Genomic DNA, 20,739 nt, shown 5'->3' on the forward strand with positions numbered 1-20,739 from the left:
TCCAATCTTGCCGGTCGAGGCTGCCACGGCCGGCGGAAACTGTGATTGCTATTATGAAGCTATCATTAGCTCTGATGGCACCCTTGTCGGCTACACACTCGTGTGCCCAGAGTTGGTGACGTGCCAGGAGACCGTTGATCCGTAGGACCTACACATCGACTGCTGGAGGAAGGCGCCATGGCCTATGCGCCCTCCTTCGTTCGCATCCGTCCCCGAACACGGACACCTGAGGAGCGTTCAACATGATCGAATTGCTGGTCGCCGCCGCCTTGGCGATGTCGCCGCCGCAAGAGTCGATGCAGGAGAGCCAGGACGCAGGGACGAGGCTCGAGGACATCCAGGTCACCGGCCGGCCCCTCGAAGCCCTGATCCGTGATTTCGTGGACGATGTGGCCGCGCCCAACACCGGCCGCAACCTGGCCCGCTGGGACCAGGGTGTCTGCGTCGGCGCGGCCAATCTTCAGGCCGAGACGGCCCAGTATCTGGTGGACCGAATATCGACCGTGGCCGAAGACCTAGATTTGCGGCCCGGACGGCCGGGCTGCACGCCCAATATCCTGGTCATCGTCAGCTCAGAGCCCCGGGCGCTGACGGCCGCCTTGATTTCGCGCAGCCCACGATCCTTCCGGCCCGGCGGATCGGGCATGGATCGCGGCGGCGCCCGCCTGCGGGATTTTCGCGACGGCGACCGCCCTGTCCGCTGGTGGGCGGTCAGCGTGCCGACCGATTCCTACACGCGCCAACGAGCTATCCGTTTGCCGGGGGATTGCGCGAGCTGTGCGCCGACGATCCTGGCCCCGCTGCCGTCGCGCCTGTCCACCCGCATCGTCGACAATCTGGATCGGGTCATCGTGGTGGTGGATCTGACCAAACTGGAGGGCGTCTCGGTCCAGCAGTTGGCGGACTACATCGCCATGGTCTCCCTGGCCCAGATCGACCCGGAGGCCGATACGGGCGCCTACGCCTCGATCTTGAACCTTTTCGAACAGCCGGAGGCCGCCGAATCCCTGACCGATTGGGATCTGGCCTACCTTGAAGGCCTCTATAGCGCCCAGCGCACCCAGGCCCAGCCCGGCGCAAACCGGTCCGAAGTCGTCTCCACCATTCGCCGCGCCCACCGCGACGCACGCCGCGACGACGCCGAATGACGGCGGGCGTCATGGCTGTTTTGCTCTTCTTCGTTTGCAGTCGTCCCTGAGCAGGGGCCTCTGAGGAGGTTTTTATGATCGAACTGCTGGTCGCCGCCGCCTTGGCGATGTCGCCGCCGCAAGAGTCGATGCAGGAGAGCCAAGACTCCGGGACGAGGCTTGAGGACATCCAGGTCACCGGCCGTCCGCTTGAGTCCTTGATTCGTAATTTTGTGGACGGGGTGGCCGCGCCGAACGCCGGTCGCAACCTGGCCCGCTGGGACCGAAGCGTCTGTGTCGGCGCGGCCAATCTCAGAGCGGAAACGGCTCAATATCTGGTGGACCGCATCTCGACCGTGGCCGAGGACCTGGGTTTGAGGCCCGGCCACCCCGGCTGCACGCCGAACATTCTGGTTATCGCCAGCTCCGACCCAGGGGCGTTGACGGCGGGGTTGATCGCCCGCAGCCCCCTGTCTTTTCGGCCCGGCGGATCGGGCATGGATCGTGGCGGGGCCCGGTTGCGGGCGTTCCGGGACAGCGATCGGCCCGTGCGCTGGTGGGCCGTGAGCATTCCGACAGACTCGGACACCGGAGGTCGGGCCAGCCGTCTTCCTGGCGAATGCAGAGAGCCTTGCGGAGGCATATACAGCTACGCTCCGATCGTTCGTGTCCGGAATCCTTCCCGGATATCGACGCAGATCGTCGACAATCTGGATCGCGTCATCGTGGTGGTCGATTCAAACCGGCTGGAGGGCGTGTCCGCGCAGCAGCTGGCGGATTACATCGCCATGGTGTCCCTGGCCCAGATCGATCCGGAGGCCGAGACGGACGCCTACGCCACCATCCTGAACCTGTTCGATGAGGAGGGGGCGCCCGAGACCCTGACCGATTGGGATCTGGCCTATCTCCGGGGATTGTACGGCTCCCAGCGCACCCAGGCCCTGCCCGGCGCCAACCGGTCCGAAGTCGTCTCCACCATTCGCCGCGCCCACCGCGACGCACGCCGCGACGACGCCGAATGACGACGGGCGGCGGGAACCTTCCCGCCTGAACAGGGCTTCATCTGGCCGCCGGAATATGGTCCAGCTCGCGTCATCGACGCGCCGCGCGGGCCTGTCAGAACGGCGCAATCGACAATCCCGGAATGGGAGAAAGACGACCATGACCCTGTCTCGCAGAGATCTCGGCTTCGGCCTGTTCGCCATCGCGGGCCTCGCCGCCCTGCCCGCCCACGCCCAGAGCGGCCTGTCGGCGGAGGATCGCGCGACCCTGACCCAGGCCCAGACCTATCTGCAGGGCCTGACCTCGGCCCAGGGCGGCTTCGTGGAGACCACCGGCGCCCAGCGCCGCGAGGGCCGTTTCTATCTGCAACGGCCGGGCAAGATGCGGTTCGAATACACCAATCCGGCGGGCCTGCTGGTCGTGTCGGACGGCAACAACGTCAAACGCTACGACCCGCGCCTGAACGTCTTCCGCCAGGTGCCCCTGGGCATGACGCCGCTGTCGACCTTCCTGGCGCGCAACGTCCGTCTGGACCAGGGGGTGCAGATCGACCGCGTCACCCGGATGCAGTCCGGCGCCTTCGCCATCACCGCGCGCGACCAGCGCCGCCCGAACGAGGGTTCGGTCATCCTGGCCTTCGCGGGCAGCCCGCTCCGTCTTCAGGAATGGACCATCACCGATGCGCAAGGGACCCGCACGCGGACCCAGCTGACGTCGCTGGAGCCCGCCTCCGGCCTGGCGGCCAGCCTCTTCCGCCTGACCGACCCGACCCGCCGTCCGGGACGCAACTGACGCACCGTGTTCGGACGATCACAGGCAATCGCACTCCCCCTGGGTTTGACTATTTTGTCTGAGAGTGACATTTTGATCGCAGGACGGCGGCGGCCGTTCCTACGCCCTCGGACCTCATCCCCTCCCGAGGACGGCGAGAGAGAGAGACAAAACTTCGGCCCCCTGACGCGTCGCGTCAGGGGGTTTTTTGTGGTTTTCAGTTCGCGCCGGAGGCGCGAGGCGCTAACGCTCGCGACGCGGTCGCTCATTGCTTGAGCGCCGGACCCTTTCGACTGTCACGAGCGTCTGACCCCATGCTTCGCGTCGCCACCTGGAACATCAACTCCGTCCGCCTGCGCATCGACCAGGTCGCGCGCTTCGTGGAGGAGGCCAGGGTCGATGTCCTGTGCCTGCAGGAGATCAAATGCCTGGAGAACCAGTTCCCGCGGAACGCCTTCGCGGACATGGGCCTGCCACACCTGAAGATCGCGGGTCAGAAGGGCTGGCATGGGGTGGCGATCGCCAGCCGCCTGCCGATCGAGCCGTCCGACACCTTCAACGCCTGCAAGCTGGGCCATGCGCGCTGCGTCTCAGTGAGGGTGAGGGGCGTCGATATCCAGAACTTCTACATCCCGGCCGGCGGCGACGTGCCGGACCGGGAGCTGAACCCGAAATTCGATCACAAGATGGATTTCTACGAGCAGCTGACGGCCACGATCACGGCCCAGGACAAGGCGTCGCGGCTTCTGATGTGCGGCGACTTCAACATCGCGCCCAGTGAGTTCGACGTCTGGAACCACCGCTACATGTCCAAGATCGTCAGCCACACGCCGATCGAGGTGGAGACCCTGAACCGGCTTCAGGCGGCGGGCGAGTTCCACGACGTGGTCCGCGACGCCTATCCGGAGCCCCAGAAACTGGCCTCCTGGTGGAGCTATCGGGCCCAGGACTTCCGCAAGTCCGCGCGCGGCCTGCGTCTGGACCACATCTGGACCTCGCCCGGCCTGACGCCGTCGGTGATTCCGAAGTCGGCGATCATCCACGAGCCGGTGCGGGCGTGGGAACAGCCCAGCGACCACTGCCCGATCACGGTGGATCTGGACGTCTGAGGGCCTCAGCTTGCGGGATGGGCCGACGAGGCGCATCTTTCCCGCATGCCCGCCCTGTCGCCCATCGAATCCGAGTTCGCCTCGACCGAGGAGGCCGAGGCCTATGACGCCTGGTTCCGCGCAAAGGTGCAGGAGGCGCTGGACGATCCCAGCGAAGGTATCCCACACGATCAGGTCATGGCTGAGATGCAGGCCATCATCGACGCCCACAAGCCTCAGACCTGATGTCGCCGGTCGTCTGGGATGCGCGGGCGCGGTCAGACATGAGAGCGATGATCGCCTACATCGCACCTCGTAACCCCAAGGCCGCTCAGTCGCTCAAGACCTTGATCGAAAGTTCGGCGGAACGACTGTCCGCCTTTCCTTACGCCCATCGAACAGGAAGAACGCCCGGCACGCGTGAGGCGGTCGTCCACCCCAACTACATCCTCGTCTACGCGGTCCAGGCCGAGGCGATCCGGGTCCTGCGCCTTCTGCACGCCCGCCAGCAGTATCCCTAGGGCTGCAGCCGGTATCCGCCCGCGTCGGTCAGCAACAGCCGCGCCTGACCCGGCTCGGGCTCGATCTTCTGGCGCAGGCGGTAGATGTGGGTCTCGAGCGTGTGGGTCGTGACCCCGGCGTTGTAGCCCCAGACCTCGGTCAGCAACTCCTCGCGCGACACGGGCTTGGCCCCGGCGCGGTAGAGGTATTTGAGGATGTTGGTTTCCTTCTCCGTCAGCCGGACCTTCTTGCCTTTCGGGTCGATCAGGACCTTGCCGGCGGGGCGGAAGGCGTAGGGGCCGATCTGGAAGACGGCGTCCTCGGACTGTTCGTGGCTGCGCAGGTGGGCGCGGATGCGGGCCAGGAGAACGGCGAAGCGGAAGGGCTTGGTGACATAGTCGTTGGCCCCGGCGTCGAGACCCAGCACCGTGTCGGCGTCGGAATCCTGGGCCGTCAGCATGATGACGGGGGTGGAGACGCCGTCTTTCCGCAACAGGCGGCAGGCCTCGCGGCCGTCCATGTCGGGAAGGTCGACGTCCAGCAGGATCAGGTCGGCGCGGATCTCGCGACCCAGGCGGACGCCCTCCGTGGCCGTCGAGGCCTGGACGGTCTTGAACTCCTCGTGCAGCGCCAGCTGCTCGGCCAGCGCCTCGCGCAGGTCGTCGTCGTCGTCGATGATCAGGAGGGTCTTGGCGGTCGGCATGGTCCTAGAATGGCGAGGCTTGGCGGAAACGCCAAGGCGGCGAGCGAAATTGACGCGGAATCAGTTGTTAGAGGACGCAAAGGCCGAGGTTCGTTCCCCGAAAAGCGCCGATCCGACGCGCACGTGAGTCGCACCCAGCCGGATCGCGGCCTCGTAGTCGGCGCTCATTCCCATCGAAAGCACCTTCAACCCGTTGCGCTCGGCGATCCGGGCCAGGAGGGCGAAATGCAGGATCGGCTCCTCGTCGGCCGGCGGAATGGCCATCAGGCCCTCGACCGTCAGGCCCGCCGCGCGCGCCTCGGCGATCAGGGCGTCGGCGTCGCGTGGGGCGACCCCGGCCTTCTGGTCCTCCTCGCCGGTGTTGATCTGGACCAGAAGGCGGGGCGAGCGGCCGATCTTCTGAGCGGCGGCGGCCAGCGCGCCGATCAGCTTGGGCCGATCCAGGGTCTCGATGACGTCGAACAGGGCCACCGCATCCTCGGCCTTGTTGGACTGGAGCGGGCCGATCAGGCGGAGCTCCAGATCGGGCAGGCCCGACTTCTGAAGAAGGTCGCGACGGTCGGTCCAGCGCGCTTGTGCTTCCTGCACCCGGTTCTCGCCGAAGACGCGCAGGCCGGAGGCCAGGGCGGCCTCGATCAGGTCGTCCGGCTGGGTCTTGGAGACGGCGGTCAGGGTCACGGTGGCCGGGTCGCGGCCGGCGGCCTTCGCGGCCCTGGCCATAAGCGCCCGGATGGCGACCAGACGGTCGGCGAAGGCTTCGCCGGTAGACGGAGACGTCGAAGCGGGGGATGAGGCGGTCATGGAGGAAACGACGGAAGACGGGACCCGGCTGTGGGCCGTGGCTCAGGCTCTAGCCCGCGCCGCCGATGCTGTCAGGGGGGGCGTGCGGTCGCGCGTGCCGCCGATGCTGTTGTTCACCGACCCGGAGCGGACGCCGAGACCGTGGGAGATCGCCGCGCGGATGCCGGCGGGGTCGGGCGTGGTTTACCGGCATTTCGGCGCGGCCGAGGCCCTGCGGACCGCCGAACGGTTGCGGGCGGTCACGCGGGAGCGGGGCATGGCCCTGCTGATCGGCATGGACGCCGAGTTGGCGGATCGGGTCGGGGCAGACGGGCTGCATCTGGCGGAACGCGCCCTGTCGGCGGCCTATGCCCTGTCGGGACGACGGCCGGACTGGGTCCTGACCGGGGCGGTGCATTCGGTCGAGGCGGCGAAGGCGGCGAGAAATCTGGATGCGGTCGTCCTGTCGCCGATCTTTCCGGCGGGCGGGGCCTCGGCGGCTAAGGCGGCCCTGGGGGTGGAGGCTCTGGCCGAAGCGAGCGGGTCGACGCGGGTCATCGCCCTGGGCGGGATCACGGCGGAGACCGCCGGAGCCTTGCAGGGATCGGGCGCCTACGGCCTGGCGGCGATCGGGGGAGTGGCCGAGGCCTTCTCCTGAGGTTTCGTCCGTTTCGTCCGGACGAACCGAAGCGGACAAAACGGACGAAACGGACGAAACCATTTCGATGTCCGCCCTTTCCGCGAACCGTGAGCGCCAGTGTACGGGCGTTTCGAACCTGGGCAGACATAAGGGCCGAAACGGACCGCTCAGGCAGGCGGGGCCGTGTTTCGGGGCGCCAGCAACTTTTTTATCTTTGACGGAAAATCACTCGTCTCCGTGCACCCCAGCGAAGGCTGGGGTCCAGATCACGAACTCAAGGGGCTGGGATGACGCACGGGTTCTTCTGATCTGACAGTCGGAGTCCTCCATCTGGACCCCAGCCTTCGCTGGGGTGCACGGATGGGGACGAAGGAGAACCGCCCTAGAACCGGAACAGGGTTTCCAGACGCACGCGCGGCTGGCCGCGGCGGTCGGTTTCCGGGGCGCGGGCCGGGTCCTGTTCGGGGGCGGCCAGGCCGGCGGCGGCGCCGACGCGCAGGCGCGGCGACAGGCGGTAGTAGGCGCCGGCTTCGACGTCGCCCCATTCGGCCTCGCGGCCGACGGGCTGGTTCAGGTTGAAATCGAGACCCCAGCGGCCGTTCTCGTTCCAGCGCAGGCCGCGACGCGGCTGGGCCGGGGTGGCGTTCTGGGCGTTGGAGGCCTCGGCCAGGGTCACGGCCGGGGCGCGCGAGCGGGATTGCGCCGAGGCTTCGCCCGCGACGCCGACCAGGGCGACGAGACCGAGAGATGCAGCGAAGATCGCCGACAGACGCATTTCCAACCCTTCGACCCGGCGTTTCTCGCCGAACCCTTGTTCCTGAACTCGGCGTTTCCTCCGTGAACCCGCCGATTAGACACCGGTGGTCCGCCCGGTCAACGCAACGAGGCCGAACGAACACGGTTCCACCGACTCTTGCAGTCGCCTGTGGCGCAAGCGTCACGGGAAGGCGGCGGGAAGGTGTTCTCCGGGCTGGAGAATTGGGATCGCACCGCCCCCGTCGCAACCGTCCCGCCCCGTCTGGACACGGCCGACCGTGGATTGCCTTGTCATCGCCCCTTTTCAGCGTGTTATAGAGCCGCGCTTGGCGAACGGTCGTGAACCGTCGCGCCGACGCCCCCGCCCCCGGTACGGGATCAGGCGGATCAGCACCCGAGGGAGACGACGTTCGATGGGTTTTGTTCGCGGCAAGACGGTCCTGGCGACCGCGCTGGTGGTTTCCGGCGGTCTGCTTCTCTCCGCCTGCGGCGGCCTGCCCTTCTCCGGCGGCTCCAAGCCCCGCGCTGCGGCGACCCAGGGCATCGGCGTCAACGCCTATCTGTGGCGCGCCACCCTGGACACGCTCAGCTTCATGCCGCTGCTGACCGCCGATCCGTGGGGCGGTGTGGTGAACTATGACTGGTACATCAACCCGCAGACGCCGAACGAGCGCTTCAAGGCGACCGTCTTCATCCTGGACACCCGCCTGCGCGCCGACGCCCTGAACGTCACGATCACCAAGGAAGTCCGCGACGCCTCGGGCGGCTGGACCGCCTCGCCGGTCGCGGCCCAGACCGAAGCCGACCTGGAAAACGCCATCCTGACCAAGGCGCGCCAGCTCAACCTCGCCAACGCGGGCTAACAACCACGTCTCCTCCCTGTCGCGGAGCGATGGGGAGGGGGACCGCCCGCCGCTTGGCGGGTGGTGGAGGGGCTCTTGACGCCCCACGACCGAGTCCGCTTCAAGAACCCCTCCGTCTCGTCGGCTTCGCCTCCGATCCACCTCCCCATTCGCCAAGTGGCGAACAGGGAGGAGACGCCTTGAAGGATTATCCGTGTCCGCCTCTCCGACCCGCTACGACCCCAAGACCGCCGAACCGCGCCAGCAGCAACGCTGGGCCGAGGCGAACGCGTTTGTCACCAAGGATACGGGCCGCAAGAAATACTATGTCCTTGAAATGTTTCCCTATCCGTCGGGGAACATCCACATGGGGCACGCCCGCAACTATGTGATGGGCGACGTGGTCGCGCGTCACAAGCGCGCGCAAGGGTACGACGTCCTGCATCCCATGGGTTGGGACGCCTTCGGCATGCCGGCCGAGAACGCCGCCATGGAGCGGGGCATCCACCCCAAGGGCTGGACCTACGACAACATCGCCAACATGCGCGACCAGCTGAAGCTCTTGGGCCTGTCGCTGGACTGGTCGCGCGAGTTCGCGACCTGCGATCCGGAGTATTACGGCAAGCAGCAGGCCTGGTTCCTGGAGCTGTACCGGCGCGGCCTGGTCTTCCGTCGCGACGGCGTGGTCAACTGGGATCCCGTGGACAACACGGTCCTGGCCAATGAGCAGGTGATCGACGGGCGCGGCTGGCGGTCGGGCGCACCTGTAGAGAAGCGCAAGCTGAACCAGTGGTTCCTGCGGATCACCGACTATGCCGACGACCTGATCGAGGGCTTGCAGACCCTGGACCGCTGGCCCGAGAAGGTCCGGCTGATGCAGGAGAACTGGATCGGCAAGTCCAAGGGCGCGACCCTGTGGTGGACCATCGTCGAGGCGCCGGCCTTCCTGCCCGCCTCGCCGGAGGGCGAACCCAACCACGCCCGCGATCCGATCGAGGTCTATACGACCCGGCCCGACACCCTGTTCGGCGCCAGCTTCATCGCCCTGGCCCCCGACCATCCCCTGACCAAGGCCATCGCCGAGCACCGGCCGGACGTCGCCGACTTCATCAAGACCTGCGCCCAGACGGGCACGTCGGAAGCCGACATCGAAAAGGCCGAGAAGCTGGGCATCGACCTAGGCGTCCGCGTCCAGCATCCGTTCGATGAGACCAAGACCCTGCCGGTCTGGTCGGCGAATTTCGTGCTGTCGACCTATGGCTCGGGCGCCATCTTCGGCTGTCCGGCCCACGACCAGCGCGACCTGGACTTCGCCCGCAAGTACGACCTGCCCGTCACCCCGGTGGTGAAACCCGACGACGCCCCGACCATCGAGATCGGGACCGAGGCCTATACGGGGCCGGGCCGCGCCTTCAACTCCGGCTTCCTGGACGGTCTGGAGGTCGAGGAGGCCAAGGCCGCCGCCATCGCCAGGGTGGAGGCGCAGGGCCAGGGCAAGGGCGCGACCATCTATCGCCTGCGCGACTGGGGCGTCAGCCGCCAGCGCTACTGGGGCTGCCCCATCCCCATCGTCCACTGCCCGTCGTGTGGCGTGGTCGAGGTTCCGGCCGACCAGCTGCCGGTCGTCCTGCCCGACGACGTGACCTTCGACGTGCCCGGCAATCCGCTGGACCGTCACCCGACCTGGAAGCACGTCAAATGCCCGTCCTGTGGCACGGATGCGACGCGCGAGACCGACACGCTCGATACGTTCGTGGATTCCAGCTGGTATTTCGCCCGCTTCACCGATCCGACGGCGGCCGAGCCGGTCAACACCGAGGCCGCCAACCGCTGGCTGGCCGTGGACCAGTATATCGGCGGGGTGGAGCACGCGGTGCTCCACCTGCTCTACGCCCGCTTCATCACCCGCGCCCTGTCGGACGCCGGCATGCTGGCGGTGAAGGAGCCGTTCGCGGGCCTGTTCACCCAAGGGATGGTGGTCCACGAGACCTATCGCCGCGCCGACGGCGCCTGGGTCGAGCCGACCGACGTCGAACTGACCAATGACGCCGGCAAGCGTTCGGCGAAGCAGATCTCGACCGGTGAGGCCCTGGTCATCGGCGACATCGAGAAGATGTCGAAGTCCAAGAAGAACGTCGTCGCCCCGGCCGAAATTCTGGAAAGCCACGGCGTGGACGCCGGCCGCCTGTTCGTCCTGTCGGACTCGCCGCCCGAGCGCGACGTCCAATGGACGCCCGGCGGGGTCGAGGGCGCCAGCCGCTTCGTCCAGCGCGTCTGGACCCTGTTCGACAGCTACGATGCTTCCGAGACCGGCAGCGCGGACAAGGACGCCGCCCTGCTGAAGGAGACGCACAAGGCCATCAAGGCCGTGTCCGAGGGCGTCGAGGGCTTCCGCTTCAACTCCGCCATCGCCAAGCTCTACGCCTTCGTCGCCACCATCCGCGATTTCGAGGGCGCCTCGGGCGCGGCGCGGAAGGAGGCCCTGTCGGCCCTGGCCCGTCTGGTCGCGCCCTTCACGCCCCACGTCGCGGAAGAAGGCTGGACCCGTCTGGGTGAGGCCGGAATGGTTCTGGACGCGCCCTGGCCCGTCTACGACCCGGCCCTGGCCGCCGATGACGAGGTGGTCCTGCCCATCCAGATCAACGGCAAGCGCAGAGGGGAAGTCAGAATGCCGCGCGGCGCCGATCCCAAGGCCGTCGAGGCCGAGGCGCTCGCCAACGCCGCCGTCGTGGCCTATCTGGAAGCCAACGCCCAATCGATCCGCAAGGTGATCGTCGTGCCCGACCGCATCGTCAATCTGGTGGCTGGCTAATGACAGCGCCCCTTCAAAGCCCTTCCCCTGGAGGGGGAAGGGTTGGGATGGGGTGGAGGCGCTCCGCCGCCGATGAGGCGCGTTCACCCGGTCGTCGCCGGTGCATCAAGGAGACCGGGTGTTGAAGCGTCCCTCTGATATCCTGCCTCCACCCCATCCCCGGCCCTTCCCCCTCCAGGGGAAGGGAGCAGTGGTCATCGGCCTTGCGCTCGCGACCCTGGTGTCCGCCTGCGGATTCACGCCTCTGTATGGCGACGCCGGTGGTTCTCCGGCCCTGACGCGGATCGCCGTGACGACCCAGGACAACCGGCTCGGCTATCGGCTGCGCGAGCAGCTGGAGGACGCCCTCGGCTGGGATCGCGGCGCGGCGCCCCTCTATCGGCTCGAGACGGTGGTGCAGCAGAACCGCCGCCCGCTCGGCCGCCGGATCGACGACACGGCCACCCGCTATGAACTGACCGTGCGCGGGGCCTGGACCCTGACGCCGGTGTCGGGTGGGGCGCCCCTGACCGGGACGGAGGCGGTGACCACCACCTACGCCGCCGCCGACCAGCCCTATGCCGCCATCGCGGCCCAGCAGGACGGCGAGGAGCGGGCCGCGGCCGAACTGGCCCGGCTGATCCGCGTCGATCTGATGCGGGCGCTCTCGACCGCGCCATGATCCTGGCCAAGCGGCCCGAGGTGGACCGCTTCCTGGCGAAGCCCGACGCCGGGATCCGCGCCGCCGTCATCCACGGCAAGGACCGCTCCGGCGTGGCCGAGCGGGCCGAGATCCTGTGCAAGGCGATCACGCCCGACCTGAACGACCCGTTCAACGTCACCCTGCTGACCGACTCGGACATCGACGGCGACGAGGCGAAGCTGGAGGAGGCCCTGACGGCGCTCAGCATGATCGGCGGCCGTCGTCTGGTCCGCGTGCGTCTGGGCGGCGACAAGGCCTCGGTCGACAAGATGCTGGCGGCGGCGCTGAAGACCCACGCCGACGGCGGCTTCAACCCCGACTGCATGCTGGTGGTCGAGGCCGGGGCGCTCGGCCGCGAATCCGCCCTGCGGAAGGCCGCCGAGGCCGGCAAGGGCTCGGTCGGCATCGCCTGCTATGAGGACGAGGCCGGCGACATCGCCCGCATGACGCGGGAGGCCCTGGCCGTGGACAAGGTCGGCCTGACCACCGACGCCCTTCAGGTTTTCGTCGCCCGCCTTCCCCGCGAACGCGGCCTGATGCGCCAGGAGATCGAACGGCTGGCCCTCTATGTCGGCCCGGGCTCCGGTCGCACTATCGACGTCGAGGAACTGGAGGCCCATCTGGGCGTCGAGGCCGACGCCTCCTTGTCCGACGCCGCGCTCCAGGCCTTCGGCGGCCGGCCGGCCCCGGCCCAAGGGGGCCTTCGCCGCGCCCTGGCCGAGGGCGAAAGCGCCGTCATGGCCGTGCGCTCGGCCTCGATCCATCTCGGCAAGCTCCGCCGCATCAATGTGCTCCAGGCCAACGGCTCCGGCGCCAAGGAGGCCGCCAAGGCCGCCGGCGTCTTCTGGAAACAGGAGAACGAGATGCTGCGTCAGGCCCGCGCCTGGCGTCTGGAAGACCTCGACATCGTCCAGGACAGCGTCAACACGGCCGACGTCGCGACCAAGACGACCGGGATGCCGGAGCACCTGATTGCGGAACGTCTCCTTCTGGAGATCGCGGCGCGGGCGCGTCGGTTGGGGCTCTAGTCCCTTCCCTTCTCCCCTTGCGGGAGAAGGTGGCGGGCGAAGCCCGACGGATGAGGGGTACGACGACGCAGACGAGATACGTCAAACATGCGGCTTGTCGGTCAAAGCGAGTTTCACCCCTCACCCGACGGCGCAAGGACGATCGCTTCGCGCTCGTGCGCCGGCTCCCTCTCCCGCAAGGGGAGAGGGCCAGCATCACCCCCGCTTCGACGCCTTGCGGAACGCCGGCTTGGCCAGGGCCGCGCTCTTGTGGGCGGCGGACTTCTCCGGGTGCTGGCCGGGCTTGAAGGCCGGGCCGCCCTGTTTGTTTGAAGCTTGCTTGGCCGCCAGAACGCGTTTCAGGGCTTCGGCGGGGGTCTCGGGCGTGTCGGTCATGCCCGAGACCCTAGCACAGACGGCCCTCAGGCGCGCATCAGACGACGGCAGAGGTCGTCCAGCTGCTCCAGATCGGCGTAGGTCAGCGTCAGCTCGCCCTTGCCGCCCTTGTCGGACAGCGAAACCTTCAGGCCCAGCGCATCGGTCAGGTCCTGTTCCAGGGCCGCGATGTCGGGCGAGGCCTCGCCCTGCCCGCCCCCGGCCTTGGCCGCCTTGGGCTTGGGCTCGTCCTGCGACTTGCGGGCCAGGGCCTCGGTCTGGCGGACGTTCAGCCCCTGATCGACGATCTGGTCGGCCAGGGCGTCGGGATCCTTCGCCGTCAGCAGGGCCCGCGCGTGGCCGGCCGACAGACGGCCCTCCAGAACATGCTGGCGCGCGCCCGGCGTCAGCTGGGTCAGGCGAAGGGTGTTGGCGACATGGCTGCGCGACTTGCCGACGATGCCGGCGACCGCGTCCTGGGTCCGGCCGAACCGCTCCATCAGGACGCCATAGGCCGCAGCCTCTTCCAGCGGGTTCAGATCGGCGCGCTGGACGTTCTCGATGATGGCGACTTCCAGCACCTCCAGGTCGTCCATCTCGCGGACGATGATCGGCACCTGGGTCAGGCGAGCGGCCTGGGACGCACGCCAGCGGCGTTCGCCGGCGATGATCTGCCAGACCCCGTCCTCGCCCGGCTGCTGACGCACCAGGATCGGCTGCAGGACCCCCTTGTCGCGGATCGACTGGGTCAGTTCCTCGTGGTCTTCCTTGGTGAAGACCTTGCGCGGCTGATCGGGGTTGGGCTTCAGGCTCTCGATCGGCACGGACATGACGCCCGTGGGCAGTTCGGCGCCCGGTGCGACCGGCACGGCCTCGGCGACGGGCTCACCCATCAGGGCGGACAGGCCGCGGCCCAGACCTCTTTGACGTTCAGACAAACTCAGATTCCGTAGTGGTTATTCAGGCGGCGAGGCGGCGGCGTTCGCGACCGACGACCTCCTTGGCGAGACGCAGGTAGGCCTGGCTGCCGGTGCATTTCAGATCGTAGATCAGGACGGGCTTGCCGAAGGACGGCGCCTCCGAAACCCGGACGTTGCGGGGGATCACGGCCTCATAGACCTTGTCCCCGAAGTGGGCGCGGACGTCTGCGGCGACCTGTCCCGACAGGGCGTTCCTGCGGTCGAACATGGTCAGGACCAGACCCTGGATCTCGAGGGTCGGATTCAATGATTGACGCACCATGTCGATCGTCTTCATCAACTGCGTCAGACCCTCGAGCGCGAAGAACTCGCATTGCAGCGGGACCAGGACGCCGTCGGCGGCGGCCATGGCGTTCAGCGTCAGCAGGTTCAGCGACGGCGGGCAGTCGATCAGGACATAGTCATACCCGGTCTGACCGTTCTGGGTCTGGGCGGCCAGGGCGTCGCGCAGGCGATAGGAGCGACGATCGGCCTGCGACAGCTCGATTTCCACGCCCGACATGTCGGCGTCGGCGGGGATGATGTCGAGACCCGGTACGGCCGTCTTGACCGCCGCGTCATGCACGGACCGACCGTCGACGATCACGTCATAGATGGTGATCCGTCGTGTTTCACGTGGAACACCCAGACCTGTGCTGGCATTGCCCTGGGGGTCCATGTCCACAATCAGGACCTTCTCGCCGATGGCGGCCAGGGCCGTGCCGAGGTTGATCGCGGTCGTGGTCTTGCCCACCCCGCCCTTCTGGTTCGAGACCGCCAGGACGCGCGGAGCCTTCTTCGGGGATGACTTGGTCATACTAACCACGTTGCTGGGGACCACGGGATTTCAGGCTCCGGACTGTCACGATTCGGCCTCTCGGATCGCTGCGCGAGACCGTGAGTTCGGCGTCCACATGCCAAGCTTTCGCGGCGTCCTTCAACTCCTGCTCGGCCTTCTCTCCCTTGAGAAACAGACCTTGTGCACCGCGAGAGAGGTAGGGCTGTGCATAACCCAGCAGTTTTTCCATCGGAGCGACGGCGCGGGCCGTGACGACGTCGACCTTGATCGCCTGTTCCTCGGCCCGGCCCCAGACGACGGTGGCCGGCAGGGACAGCTCATCGACCACGGTCTGGAGGAAGCGGCAGCGTTTCTGCAGCGAGTCGATCAGCCAGACGTGGGCGTCCGGCCTGCCCTTCGACAGGATGGCCAGGATCAGACCGGGGAAACCGGCGCCGGCGCCGAGGTCGGCCCAGGTCCGGGCGAACCCGGCCTTGTCCAGCAGCTGGGCCGAGTCCCAGGCATGACGGTTCCAGAAGTCGGGAATGGTGTCCGGCCCGACCAGGTTCATGACGTCATTACCCTCGGTCAGCAGGACGAGGAAGCGTTCGAGCTCGGCCATCCGCTCCGGCGCGGCGCCGGTCAGGGCCTGGAATTCGTCTGCGGTCATCAGGCGGCGACCGCCGCGGACTTCTTCACGTGCGACAGCAGGGCCGTCAGTGCGCCGGGGGTCACGCCCTCGATGCGACCGGCCTGGCCGAGCGTGCGCGGCTGGACGAGAGACAGCTTCTCCCGCACCTCGTGCGACAGGCCGCCGATGGCCGCGTAGTCGAGATTGGCCGGAAGGGTCAGGGCCTCCTCGCGGCGCAGGGCTTCGGCGTCGGCGTTCTGGCGGTCCAGATAGCCGGCATAGCCCGCATCGATCTCGACCTGTTCACGCACGGCCGGGGTCCAGTCGCGGATCTCGGTGTGGGCGCTCTCGAAAGCGGTCAGGTCGACGCCGGGATAGGCGAGCAGGTCGCGCATGGACCGGCGTTGGCCGTCGGCGTTGACGGCGATGCCGAGCGCCTGGGCCTCGTTCGGAGTGTAGCGGGTGTCGCGAGCGAGGGCCGTGGCCTCGGCCAGCATCGCGGACTTGGCCTCAAAGGCGGAGCGACGCTCCGACGAGACGATCCCAGCCTCGATCCCAAGCGGCGTCAACCGTTGATCGGCGTTGTCGGCGCGCAGAGTCAACCTGTACTCGGCCCGGCTGGTGAACATGCGGTAGGGCTCGGTCACACCGCGTGTGACCAGATCGTCGATCATGACGCCGATATAGGCCTGGTCCCGCCCCAGAACGATTTCCGAAGATCCGGCGGCGGCGCGGGCGGCGTTCAGACCGGCGATCAACCCTTGAGCGCCCGCCTCCTCATACCCGGTCGTACCGTTGATCTGACCGGCCAGATAGAGCCCCGGACGTCGCTTGACCTCCAGGGCCGGGCTCAGCTCGCGCGGATCGACGTAGTCGTACTCGATCGCATAGCCGAAGCGGAACACCTCGACCACCTCCAGCCCCGGCATGGTTCGGAGGAAAGCCATCTGAGTCTCCGGCGAGACCGAGGTGGAAATGCCGTTCGGATAGACGGTCGGATCGTCCAGACCCTCGGGCTCCAGGAAGACCTGGTGCGAGGTCTTGTCGGCGAAGCGGACGACCTTGTCCTCGATGGAGGGGCAATAGCGCGGGCCGACGCCGGTCGCCTTGCCGCCATAGACGGCGCTCTCGCCGAGATTGGCTGCGATAATCGCGTGTGTGTGCTCCGTCGTCATCGTGATGCCGCAGGCGATCTGGGGCACGTCGATGCGGTCGGTCAGGAAGCTGAAGGGCACGGGGTCGGCATCGGCCTCCTGCATCTCCAGCCGGTCCCAGGCAATGGTGCGGCCGTCCAGACGGGCGGGGGTGCCGGTCTTGAGGCGGCCCATCTGCAGGCCGGATCCATAGAGGTCGGCGGCAAGGCCGGTGGAGGGCGCCTCGCCATGACGACCGGCGGGAATCCGCTCGTCGCCGCGATGGATGACGCCGTTCAGGAAGGTGCCGGTCGTCAGGACCACGGCTCCGGCGCGCAGCTCGACGCCCTCCCCCGTCACGACGCCGACGACTCGGTCGCCGTCCAGGATCAGGCTTTCAGCCGTACCGCCCATCAGGGTCAGGTTGGGATAGTCGGCCAGTTCGGCCTGCATGGCCTCGCGGTACAGGCGGCGGTCGATCTGGCTGCGAGGACCGCGCACGGCAGCGCCCTTGGAGCGGTTCAGCAGGCGGAACTGGATCCCGGCCTTGTCGCCGAGACGGCCCATCAGCCCATCCAGCGCATCGATCTCGCGCACGAGATGGCCCTTGCCCAGGCCGCCGATGGCCGGGTTGCAGCTCATCTCGCCGATGGTCTCGAGCTTCTGGGTCAGCAGCAGGGTGCGAGCGCCGGCGCGCGCAGAGGCCGCCGCGGCCTCGCAGCCGGCATGGCCGCCGCCGATCACGATGACGTCGAAGGAAGAGTGGGAGCTCATGGGCGGGGACATAGTCCAAAACAGGTCTGCCCGCCACCAAGGCGGTGTTTCACGTGAAACATCGGCCGATCACTTTCCGATGCAGAAGGTGGAAAAGACCTCGCCGAGAATGTCTTCGACCCCGATAGCGCCCGTCACTCTGCCGAGCGCATCGGCGGCGCGGCGGAGGTCGTCACCCGCCAGCTCCGGCGCGGTCGTCAGATGGGTGCGGGCGATCCGAACCGCCTCGACCGCCTCGACCAGACGACGGCGGTGACGCTCGCGTGTGACCGCCGGGAAGTCGGCGCCCGACAGGTCGCGAGCGAGACGCTCTGCCAAGGCGTCGTGCAGCGCCTTAAGCCCCTCGCCGGAAACCGAGCTGACGCGGTAACCACCCTCCCCCGTCGCTCCGAGGTCGGCCTTGGTCCAGACGACAAAGTCCTCCTGTCGGAAGAAGTCGGCGGCGGCGCCCTCGGGATCACCGGGGGCGCGGACCCAAAGACGGAGATCGGCGGCCTCGGCGCGGGCGCGGGCCCGGCGGATGCCTTCGGCCTCGACGACGTCCTCAGACTCGCGCAGACCCGCCGTGTCGGACAGGGTCACGGCATAGCCGCCGATGATCAGGTCGGCGTCCAGCACGTCGCGCGTCGTCCCGGCGATGGGGGTGACGATGGCCGCCTCACGCGCGACCAGGGCGTTGAACAGGGCGGACTTGCCGGCGTTGGTCTCGCCGATCAGGACGATGCGATAGCCCTCCCGGACCCGACGACCCCGATCGGCGTCGGCGAGCGCCGCGTTCAGGTCGGCGGTCAGGGCGTCGAGGACGGGCCCCGCCGTCTGGGCCAGATGGTCGGGCAGTTCCTCGTCCGGAAAGTCGATCTCGGCCTCGACCAGGGCCAGGGCCGTCAGGAGGTCGCGGCGGAAGCCGGCATAGGTCTGGCTGAGGGCGCCGTCGAGCTGGCCGAGCGCCTGTGAGGCCTGGGCGGAGGTTTCAGCGTCGATCAGGTCGGCGACCGCCTCGGCCTGGGCCAGGTCCATGCGGCCGTTCTCGAAGGCGCGACGGGTGAACTCGCCGGGGTCGGCCGGGCGGAGGCCCAAGCCGATCAGAGCAGAGGAGATGACGTCGATGACCGCCCGACCGCCGTGCAGGTGGAGCTCGGCGCAGTCCTCGCCCGTGTAGGAGTTTGGGCCGGGGAAGCGGAGAACCAGAGCCTGGTCGAGCACGGCGCCGTCGTGGCGCAGGGTTCGGAGAGACGCGACGCGCGGCTTGAGGTTCGGCGCGCCGAGGTTGGTGAGGGCCGCGTCGGTCTGGGGGCCGGAGAGGCGGATGATCGCGATAGCCCCGCGACCCGGAGGGGTGGCGAGGGCGAAGACGGTGTCGGTCATGGAAGAGGTCTCCTCCCCATGTCATGGGGAGGAGGCTCGGAGCGAAGCGGAGAGACGGAGGGGTTCTGCGTGCACCCAGAACCCCTCCACCACTTCGTGGTCCCCCTCCCCACTGCGTGGGGAGGAGACATGGGGTTCACTTCGGCGTGGTCACCGCGGCCTGCATCAACTGGCGGAACTGGTCCTGGGCGGCCATGCCGAAGCTGGCCCAGTTCTTCATCAGCTCCTCGGGCTGCATGGCGGAGATGTTGGCGTCCATCCGCTTCTGCATCTCGGCGACCAGATGGTCGTTCAGAGGCGCGACGTCGGGCAGGCCCAGAAAGGCGCGCGCCTCGGCCGGGGTGCAGTCGATCTCGACATTGACCTTCATGGGACATCTCTCCGTGTTTCACGTGAAACAACATTCCTGGTGTTTCCAACGCCTGACGCGCGGCGTCAGGCTACTTGAGAAACCGCCCTCAAGCAGCCTCGGACCGCGTCCGAGGCGTTAGGGCCCACATCATGTGTTCATCGACTGGAAGAAGTCGCCGTTGTTCTTGGACTGGCGCAGCTTGTCGAGCAGGAACTCGATGGCGTCCTGCGGGCCCATCGGGTTCAGGATGCGACGCAGCACATAGGTCTTGGTCAGCTGGTCCTTCGGCGTGATCAGCTCTTCCTTGCGGGTGCCGGACTTCAGCACGTCGATGGCCGGGAAGATGCGCTTGTCGGCGACCTTGCGGTCCAGGACGATTTCCGAGTTACCGGTGCCCTTGAACTCTTCGAAGATCACCTCGTCCATGCGCGAGCCGGTGTCGATCAGGGCGGTGGCGATGATGGTCAGCGAACCGCCCTCCTCCACGTTCCGCGCGGCGCCGAAGAAGCGTTTCGGACGCTGCAGGGCGTTGGCGTCGACGCCGCCGGTCAGGACCTTGCCCGACGACGGGACGGTGGCGTTGTAGGCCCGGCCCAGACGGGTGACCGAGTCCAGCAGGATGACGACGTCCTTCTTGTGCTCGACCAGGCGCTTGGCCTTTTCGATCACCATCTCGGCGACGGCGACGTGGCGGGTGGCCGGCTCGTCGAAGGTGGAGGCCACGACCTCGCCCTTCACGGTGCGCTGCATGTCGGTGACTTCTTCCGGGCGTTCGTCGATCAGGAGGACGATCAGCGAGACCTCGGGGTGGTTGGCCTCGATCGACTTGGCGATGTTCTGCAGCATGACCGTCTTGCCGACGCGCGGCGGGGCGACGATCAGGCAGCGCTGGCCCTTGCCGAGCGGGGCGACGATGTCGATGACCCGGCCCGAACGGTCCCGCAGGGTCGGATCCTGGATTTCCATGGTCAGCCGCTCGTTGGGATAGAGCGGGGTCAGGTTGTCGAAATTGACCTTGGTGCGGACCGTCTCCGGGTCCTCGAAATTGATCGTGTCGACCTTGAGCAGGGCGAAGTAGCGCTCGCCCTCGCGGGGGCCGCGCACGGCGCCGTGGACGGTGTCGCCCGAGCGCAGGCCGAAGCGGCGGATCTGGGACGGCGACACATAGATATCGTCCGGACCCGGAAGGTAGTTGGCGTCCGGCGAGCGCAGGAAGCCGAAGCCGTCCGGCAGCATCTCCAGGGTGCCGGAGGCGATGATCTCGACCTCTTCATCGGCCAGGGTCTTCAGGATGGCGAACAGCAGATCCTGTTTGCGCAGGTTCGAGGCGTTCTCGATCTCCAGCTGTTCGGCGAAGGCGACCAGCTCGACCGGGGTCTTGTCGTTCAGCTCCTGAAGCGTGATGCGGCCGGACGGGACGACGGGTTCGCCGTCCTCTTCGGCATCGTCGCCGATGTCGGCGGCCACGTCGGCGTCGTTGGCGCCGTCGGCCTGAGAGTCATCAGTGGGGGTCAGGCCCTCGAGCGCTTCGGCCCCAAGGGTCTCGGATTCCGGGGCGGTGTTGTCGGTGTCGCGGACGTCGGTCATGTCGGAACTCGGGTGTCATGCGCTCGTCGCCCGGCGTCGAGGGACGTCAGGCGCGGTCGTCTGGGAAGCGTTTG

Annotated in this window: 22 protein-coding genes; 11 read left to right on the forward strand and 11 right to left on the reverse strand. The window is 67.7% G+C overall.

The window, feature by feature from the left end; translation table 11 throughout:
* Nucleotides 1-242 precede the first annotated feature (242 nt).
* From ACETK8_RS01950 to ACETK8_RS01975, 6 genes are all read left to right on the forward strand, one after another.
* Nucleotides 243-1,148 carry a hypothetical protein gene (locus ACETK8_RS01950; protein ID WP_374037836.1) on the forward strand — a complete coding sequence of 302 codons (906 nt, stop codon included), beginning with the start codon at nt 243-245 and terminating at the stop codon, nt 1,146-1,148.
* 74 nt (nt 1,149-1,222) lie between these two features.
* On the forward strand, nt 1,223-2,149 hold the full coding sequence (locus tag ACETK8_RS01955) for a hypothetical protein (RefSeq protein WP_374037837.1): 927 nt from the start codon (nt 1,223-1,225) through the stop codon (nt 2,147-2,149).
* Nucleotides 2,150-2,288: 139 nt separating this feature from the next.
* Nucleotides 2,289-2,921: a LolA family protein gene (locus ACETK8_RS01960; protein ID WP_374037838.1), complete on the forward strand. Its 633-nt coding sequence runs from the start codon at nt 2,289-2,291 to the stop codon at nt 2,919-2,921.
* A 293-nt stretch (nt 2,922-3,214) separates the two neighbouring features.
* Nucleotides 3,215-4,009, forward strand: coding sequence for an exodeoxyribonuclease III (xth, locus tag ACETK8_RS01965; RefSeq protein WP_374037839.1), 795 nt, complete (start codon nt 3,215-3,217; stop codon nt 4,007-4,009).
* Between the two features lie 45 nt (nt 4,010-4,054).
* On the forward strand, nt 4,055-4,234 hold the full coding sequence (locus tag ACETK8_RS01970) for a hypothetical protein (protein WP_374037840.1): 180 nt from the start codon (nt 4,055-4,057) through the stop codon (nt 4,232-4,234).
* A 38-nt stretch (nt 4,235-4,272) separates the two neighbouring features.
* Complete coding sequence (locus ACETK8_RS01975) at nt 4,273-4,509, forward strand: type II toxin-antitoxin system RelE/ParE family toxin (protein WP_374037841.1); 237 nt, start codon at nt 4,273-4,275, stop codon at nt 4,507-4,509.
* On the opposite strand, the gene ACETK8_RS01980 is transcribed toward ACETK8_RS01975, so the two are convergent.
* Together ACETK8_RS01980 and ACETK8_RS01985 are read right to left on the reverse strand one after the other, a co-directional pair.
* The gene (locus tag ACETK8_RS01980; RefSeq protein ID WP_374037842.1) at nt 4,506-5,192 is read right to left on the reverse strand and encodes a response regulator transcription factor; all 687 of its coding nucleotides are present in this window, start codon (nt 5,190-5,192) and stop codon (nt 4,506-4,508) included. The genes ACETK8_RS01975 and ACETK8_RS01980 overlap by 4 nt on opposite strands.
* Nucleotides 5,193-5,252: 60 nt before the next feature.
* A complete protein-coding gene (locus ACETK8_RS01985) occupies nt 5,253-5,993 on the reverse strand; it encodes a YggS family pyridoxal phosphate-dependent enzyme (RefSeq protein ID WP_374037843.1) in 741 nt (246 codons plus the stop codon).
* On the opposite strand from ACETK8_RS01985, the gene ACETK8_RS01990 reads away from it, so the two are divergent.
* Complete coding sequence (locus ACETK8_RS01990; protein WP_374037844.1) at nt 5,992-6,630, forward strand: thiamine phosphate synthase; 639 nt, start codon at nt 5,992-5,994, stop codon at nt 6,628-6,630. The two genes, ACETK8_RS01985 and ACETK8_RS01990, sit on opposite strands and share 2 nt — an antisense overlap.
* 364 nt (nt 6,631-6,994) lie before the next feature.
* Here ACETK8_RS01990 and ACETK8_RS01995 read toward each other — a convergent pair whose 3' ends face one another.
* Nucleotides 6,995-7,387 carry an NtrZ family periplasmic regulatory protein gene (locus tag ACETK8_RS01995; RefSeq protein WP_374037845.1) on the reverse strand — a complete coding sequence of 131 codons (393 nt, stop codon included), beginning with the start codon at nt 7,385-7,387 and terminating at the stop codon, nt 6,995-6,997.
* 394 nt (nt 7,388-7,781) lie between these two features.
* On the opposite strand from ACETK8_RS01995, the gene ACETK8_RS02000 reads away from it, so the two are divergent.
* The 4 genes from ACETK8_RS02000 to holA all read left to right on the forward strand — a co-directional run bounded on the left by ACETK8_RS02000 (nt 7,782) and on the right by holA (nt 12,732).
* Nucleotides 7,782-8,231, forward strand: a complete 450-nt coding sequence (locus tag ACETK8_RS02000; RefSeq protein WP_374037846.1) for a DUF3576 domain-containing protein — start codon at nt 7,782-7,784, stop codon at nt 8,229-8,231.
* A gap of 193 nt (nt 8,232-8,424) precedes the next feature.
* Complete coding sequence (gene leuS, locus ACETK8_RS02005) at nt 8,425-11,022, forward strand: leucine--tRNA ligase (protein ID WP_374037847.1); 2,598 nt, start codon at nt 8,425-8,427, stop codon at nt 11,020-11,022.
* Nucleotides 11,023-11,212: 190 nt separating this feature from the next.
* Nucleotides 11,213-11,683 carry an LPS assembly lipoprotein LptE gene (gene lptE, locus ACETK8_RS02010; protein WP_374037848.1) on the forward strand — a complete coding sequence of 157 codons (471 nt, stop codon included), beginning with the start codon at nt 11,213-11,215 and terminating at the stop codon, nt 11,681-11,683.
* Nucleotides 11,680-12,732, forward strand: a complete 1,053-nt coding sequence (gene holA / locus ACETK8_RS02015; protein ID WP_374037849.1) for a DNA polymerase III subunit delta — start codon at nt 11,680-11,682, stop codon at nt 12,730-12,732. Before lptE ends, holA begins: the two co-directional genes overlap by 4 nt.
* Before the next feature lie 195 nt (nt 12,733-12,927).
* Here holA and ACETK8_RS02020 read toward each other — a convergent pair whose 3' ends face one another.
* The 8 genes from ACETK8_RS02020 to rho form a co-directional block, all read right to left on the reverse strand.
* The gene (locus ACETK8_RS02020; protein WP_374037850.1) at nt 12,928-13,107 is read right to left on the reverse strand and encodes a hypothetical protein; all 180 of its coding nucleotides are present in this window, start codon (nt 13,105-13,107) and stop codon (nt 12,928-12,930) included.
* A gap of 26 nt (nt 13,108-13,133) precedes the next feature.
* A complete protein-coding gene (locus ACETK8_RS02025; RefSeq protein ID WP_374037851.1) occupies nt 13,134-14,024 on the reverse strand; it encodes a ParB/RepB/Spo0J family partition protein in 891 nt (296 codons plus the stop codon).
* Between the two features lie 22 nt (nt 14,025-14,046).
* Nucleotides 14,047-14,862 carry a ParA family protein gene (locus ACETK8_RS02030; RefSeq protein WP_374037852.1) on the reverse strand — a complete coding sequence of 272 codons (816 nt, stop codon included), beginning with the start codon at nt 14,860-14,862 and terminating at the stop codon, nt 14,047-14,049.
* A 1-nt stretch (nt 14,863) separates the two neighbouring features.
* Complete coding sequence (gene rsmG / locus ACETK8_RS02035) at nt 14,864-15,493, reverse strand: 16S rRNA (guanine(527)-N(7))-methyltransferase RsmG (RefSeq protein WP_374037853.1); 630 nt, start codon at nt 15,491-15,493, stop codon at nt 14,864-14,866.
* Complete coding sequence (gene mnmG, locus ACETK8_RS02040) at nt 15,493-17,361, reverse strand: tRNA uridine-5-carboxymethylaminomethyl(34) synthesis enzyme MnmG (protein ID WP_374037854.1); 1,869 nt, start codon at nt 17,359-17,361, stop codon at nt 15,493-15,495. The genes rsmG and mnmG overlap by 1 nt, the downstream gene beginning before the upstream one ends.
* Before the next feature lie 69 nt (nt 17,362-17,430).
* Complete coding sequence (mnmE, locus tag ACETK8_RS02045) at nt 17,431-18,726, reverse strand: tRNA uridine-5-carboxymethylaminomethyl(34) synthesis GTPase MnmE (protein WP_374037855.1); 1,296 nt, start codon at nt 18,724-18,726, stop codon at nt 17,431-17,433.
* Nucleotides 18,727-18,862: 136 nt separating this feature from the next.
* Entirely contained in the window at nt 18,863-19,096 is a 234-nt protein-coding gene (locus ACETK8_RS02050; protein WP_374037856.1) for a DUF6489 family protein, read from the reverse strand.
* Nucleotides 19,097-19,225: 129 nt separating this feature from the next.
* Nucleotides 19,226-20,665 carry a transcription termination factor Rho gene (gene rho / locus ACETK8_RS02055; protein WP_374037857.1) on the reverse strand — a complete coding sequence of 480 codons (1,440 nt, stop codon included), beginning with the start codon at nt 20,663-20,665 and terminating at the stop codon, nt 19,226-19,228.
* Nucleotides 20,666-20,739: the final 74 nt, after the last annotated feature.

Origin of the sequence: Brevundimonas staleyi, assembly GCF_041893865.1 — a bacterium.
GTDB lineage: Bacteria > Pseudomonadota > Alphaproteobacteria > Caulobacterales > Caulobacteraceae > Brevundimonas > Brevundimonas staleyi.

Coding starts and splice junctions, on each gene's coding strand:
- xth (WP_374037839.1), top strand. CDS start 3,215: ATGCTTCGCGTCGCCACCTGGAACATCAACTCCGTCCGCCTGCGCATC.
- mnmE (WP_374037855.1), bottom strand. CDS start 18,726: ATGACCGACACCGTCTTCGCCCTCGCCACCCCTCCGGGTCGCGGGGCT.
- ACETK8_RS02020 (WP_374037850.1), bottom strand. CDS start 13,107: ATGACCGACACGCCCGAGACCCCCGCCGAAGCCCTGAAACGCGTTCTG.
- rsmG (WP_374037853.1), bottom strand. CDS start 15,493: ATGACCGCAGACGAATTCCAGGCCCTGACCGGCGCCGCGCCGGAGCGG.
- ACETK8_RS02000 (WP_374037846.1), top strand. CDS start 7,782: ATGGGTTTTGTTCGCGGCAAGACGGTCCTGGCGACCGCGCTGGTGGTT.
- mnmG (WP_374037854.1), bottom strand. CDS start 17,361: ATGAGCTCCCACTCTTCCTTCGACGTCATCGTGATCGGCGGCGGCCAT.
- ACETK8_RS02050 (WP_374037856.1), bottom strand. CDS start 19,096: ATGAAGGTCAATGTCGAGATCGACTGCACCCCGGCCGAGGCGCGCGCC.
- holA (WP_374037849.1), top strand. CDS start 11,680: ATGATCCTGGCCAAGCGGCCCGAGGTGGACCGCTTCCTGGCGAAGCCC.
- ACETK8_RS01990 (WP_374037844.1), top strand. CDS start 5,992: ATGGAGGAAACGACGGAAGACGGGACCCGGCTGTGGGCCGTGGCTCAG.
- ACETK8_RS02030 (WP_374037852.1), bottom strand. CDS start 14,862: ATGACCAAGTCATCCCCGAAGAAGGCTCCGCGCGTCCTGGCGGTCTCG.
- ACETK8_RS01995 (WP_374037845.1), bottom strand. CDS start 7,387: ATGCGTCTGTCGGCGATCTTCGCTGCATCTCTCGGTCTCGTCGCCCTG.
- ACETK8_RS01960 (WP_374037838.1), top strand. CDS start 2,289: ATGACCCTGTCTCGCAGAGATCTCGGCTTCGGCCTGTTCGCCATCGCG.
- ACETK8_RS01980 (WP_374037842.1), bottom strand. CDS start 5,192: ATGCCGACCGCCAAGACCCTCCTGATCATCGACGACGACGACGACCTG.
- ACETK8_RS01950 (WP_374037836.1), top strand. CDS start 243: ATGATCGAATTGCTGGTCGCCGCCGCCTTGGCGATGTCGCCGCCGCAA.
- ACETK8_RS01975 (WP_374037841.1), top strand. CDS start 4,273: ATGAGAGCGATGATCGCCTACATCGCACCTCGTAACCCCAAGGCCGCT.
- ACETK8_RS01955 (WP_374037837.1), top strand. CDS start 1,223: ATGATCGAACTGCTGGTCGCCGCCGCCTTGGCGATGTCGCCGCCGCAA.
- rho (WP_374037857.1), bottom strand. CDS start 20,665: ATGACCGACGTCCGCGACACCGACAACACCGCCCCGGAATCCGAGACC.
- ACETK8_RS01985 (WP_374037843.1), bottom strand. CDS start 5,993: ATGACCGCCTCATCCCCCGCTTCGACGTCTCCGTCTACCGGCGAAGCC.
- ACETK8_RS01970 (WP_374037840.1), top strand. CDS start 4,055: ATGCCCGCCCTGTCGCCCATCGAATCCGAGTTCGCCTCGACCGAGGAG.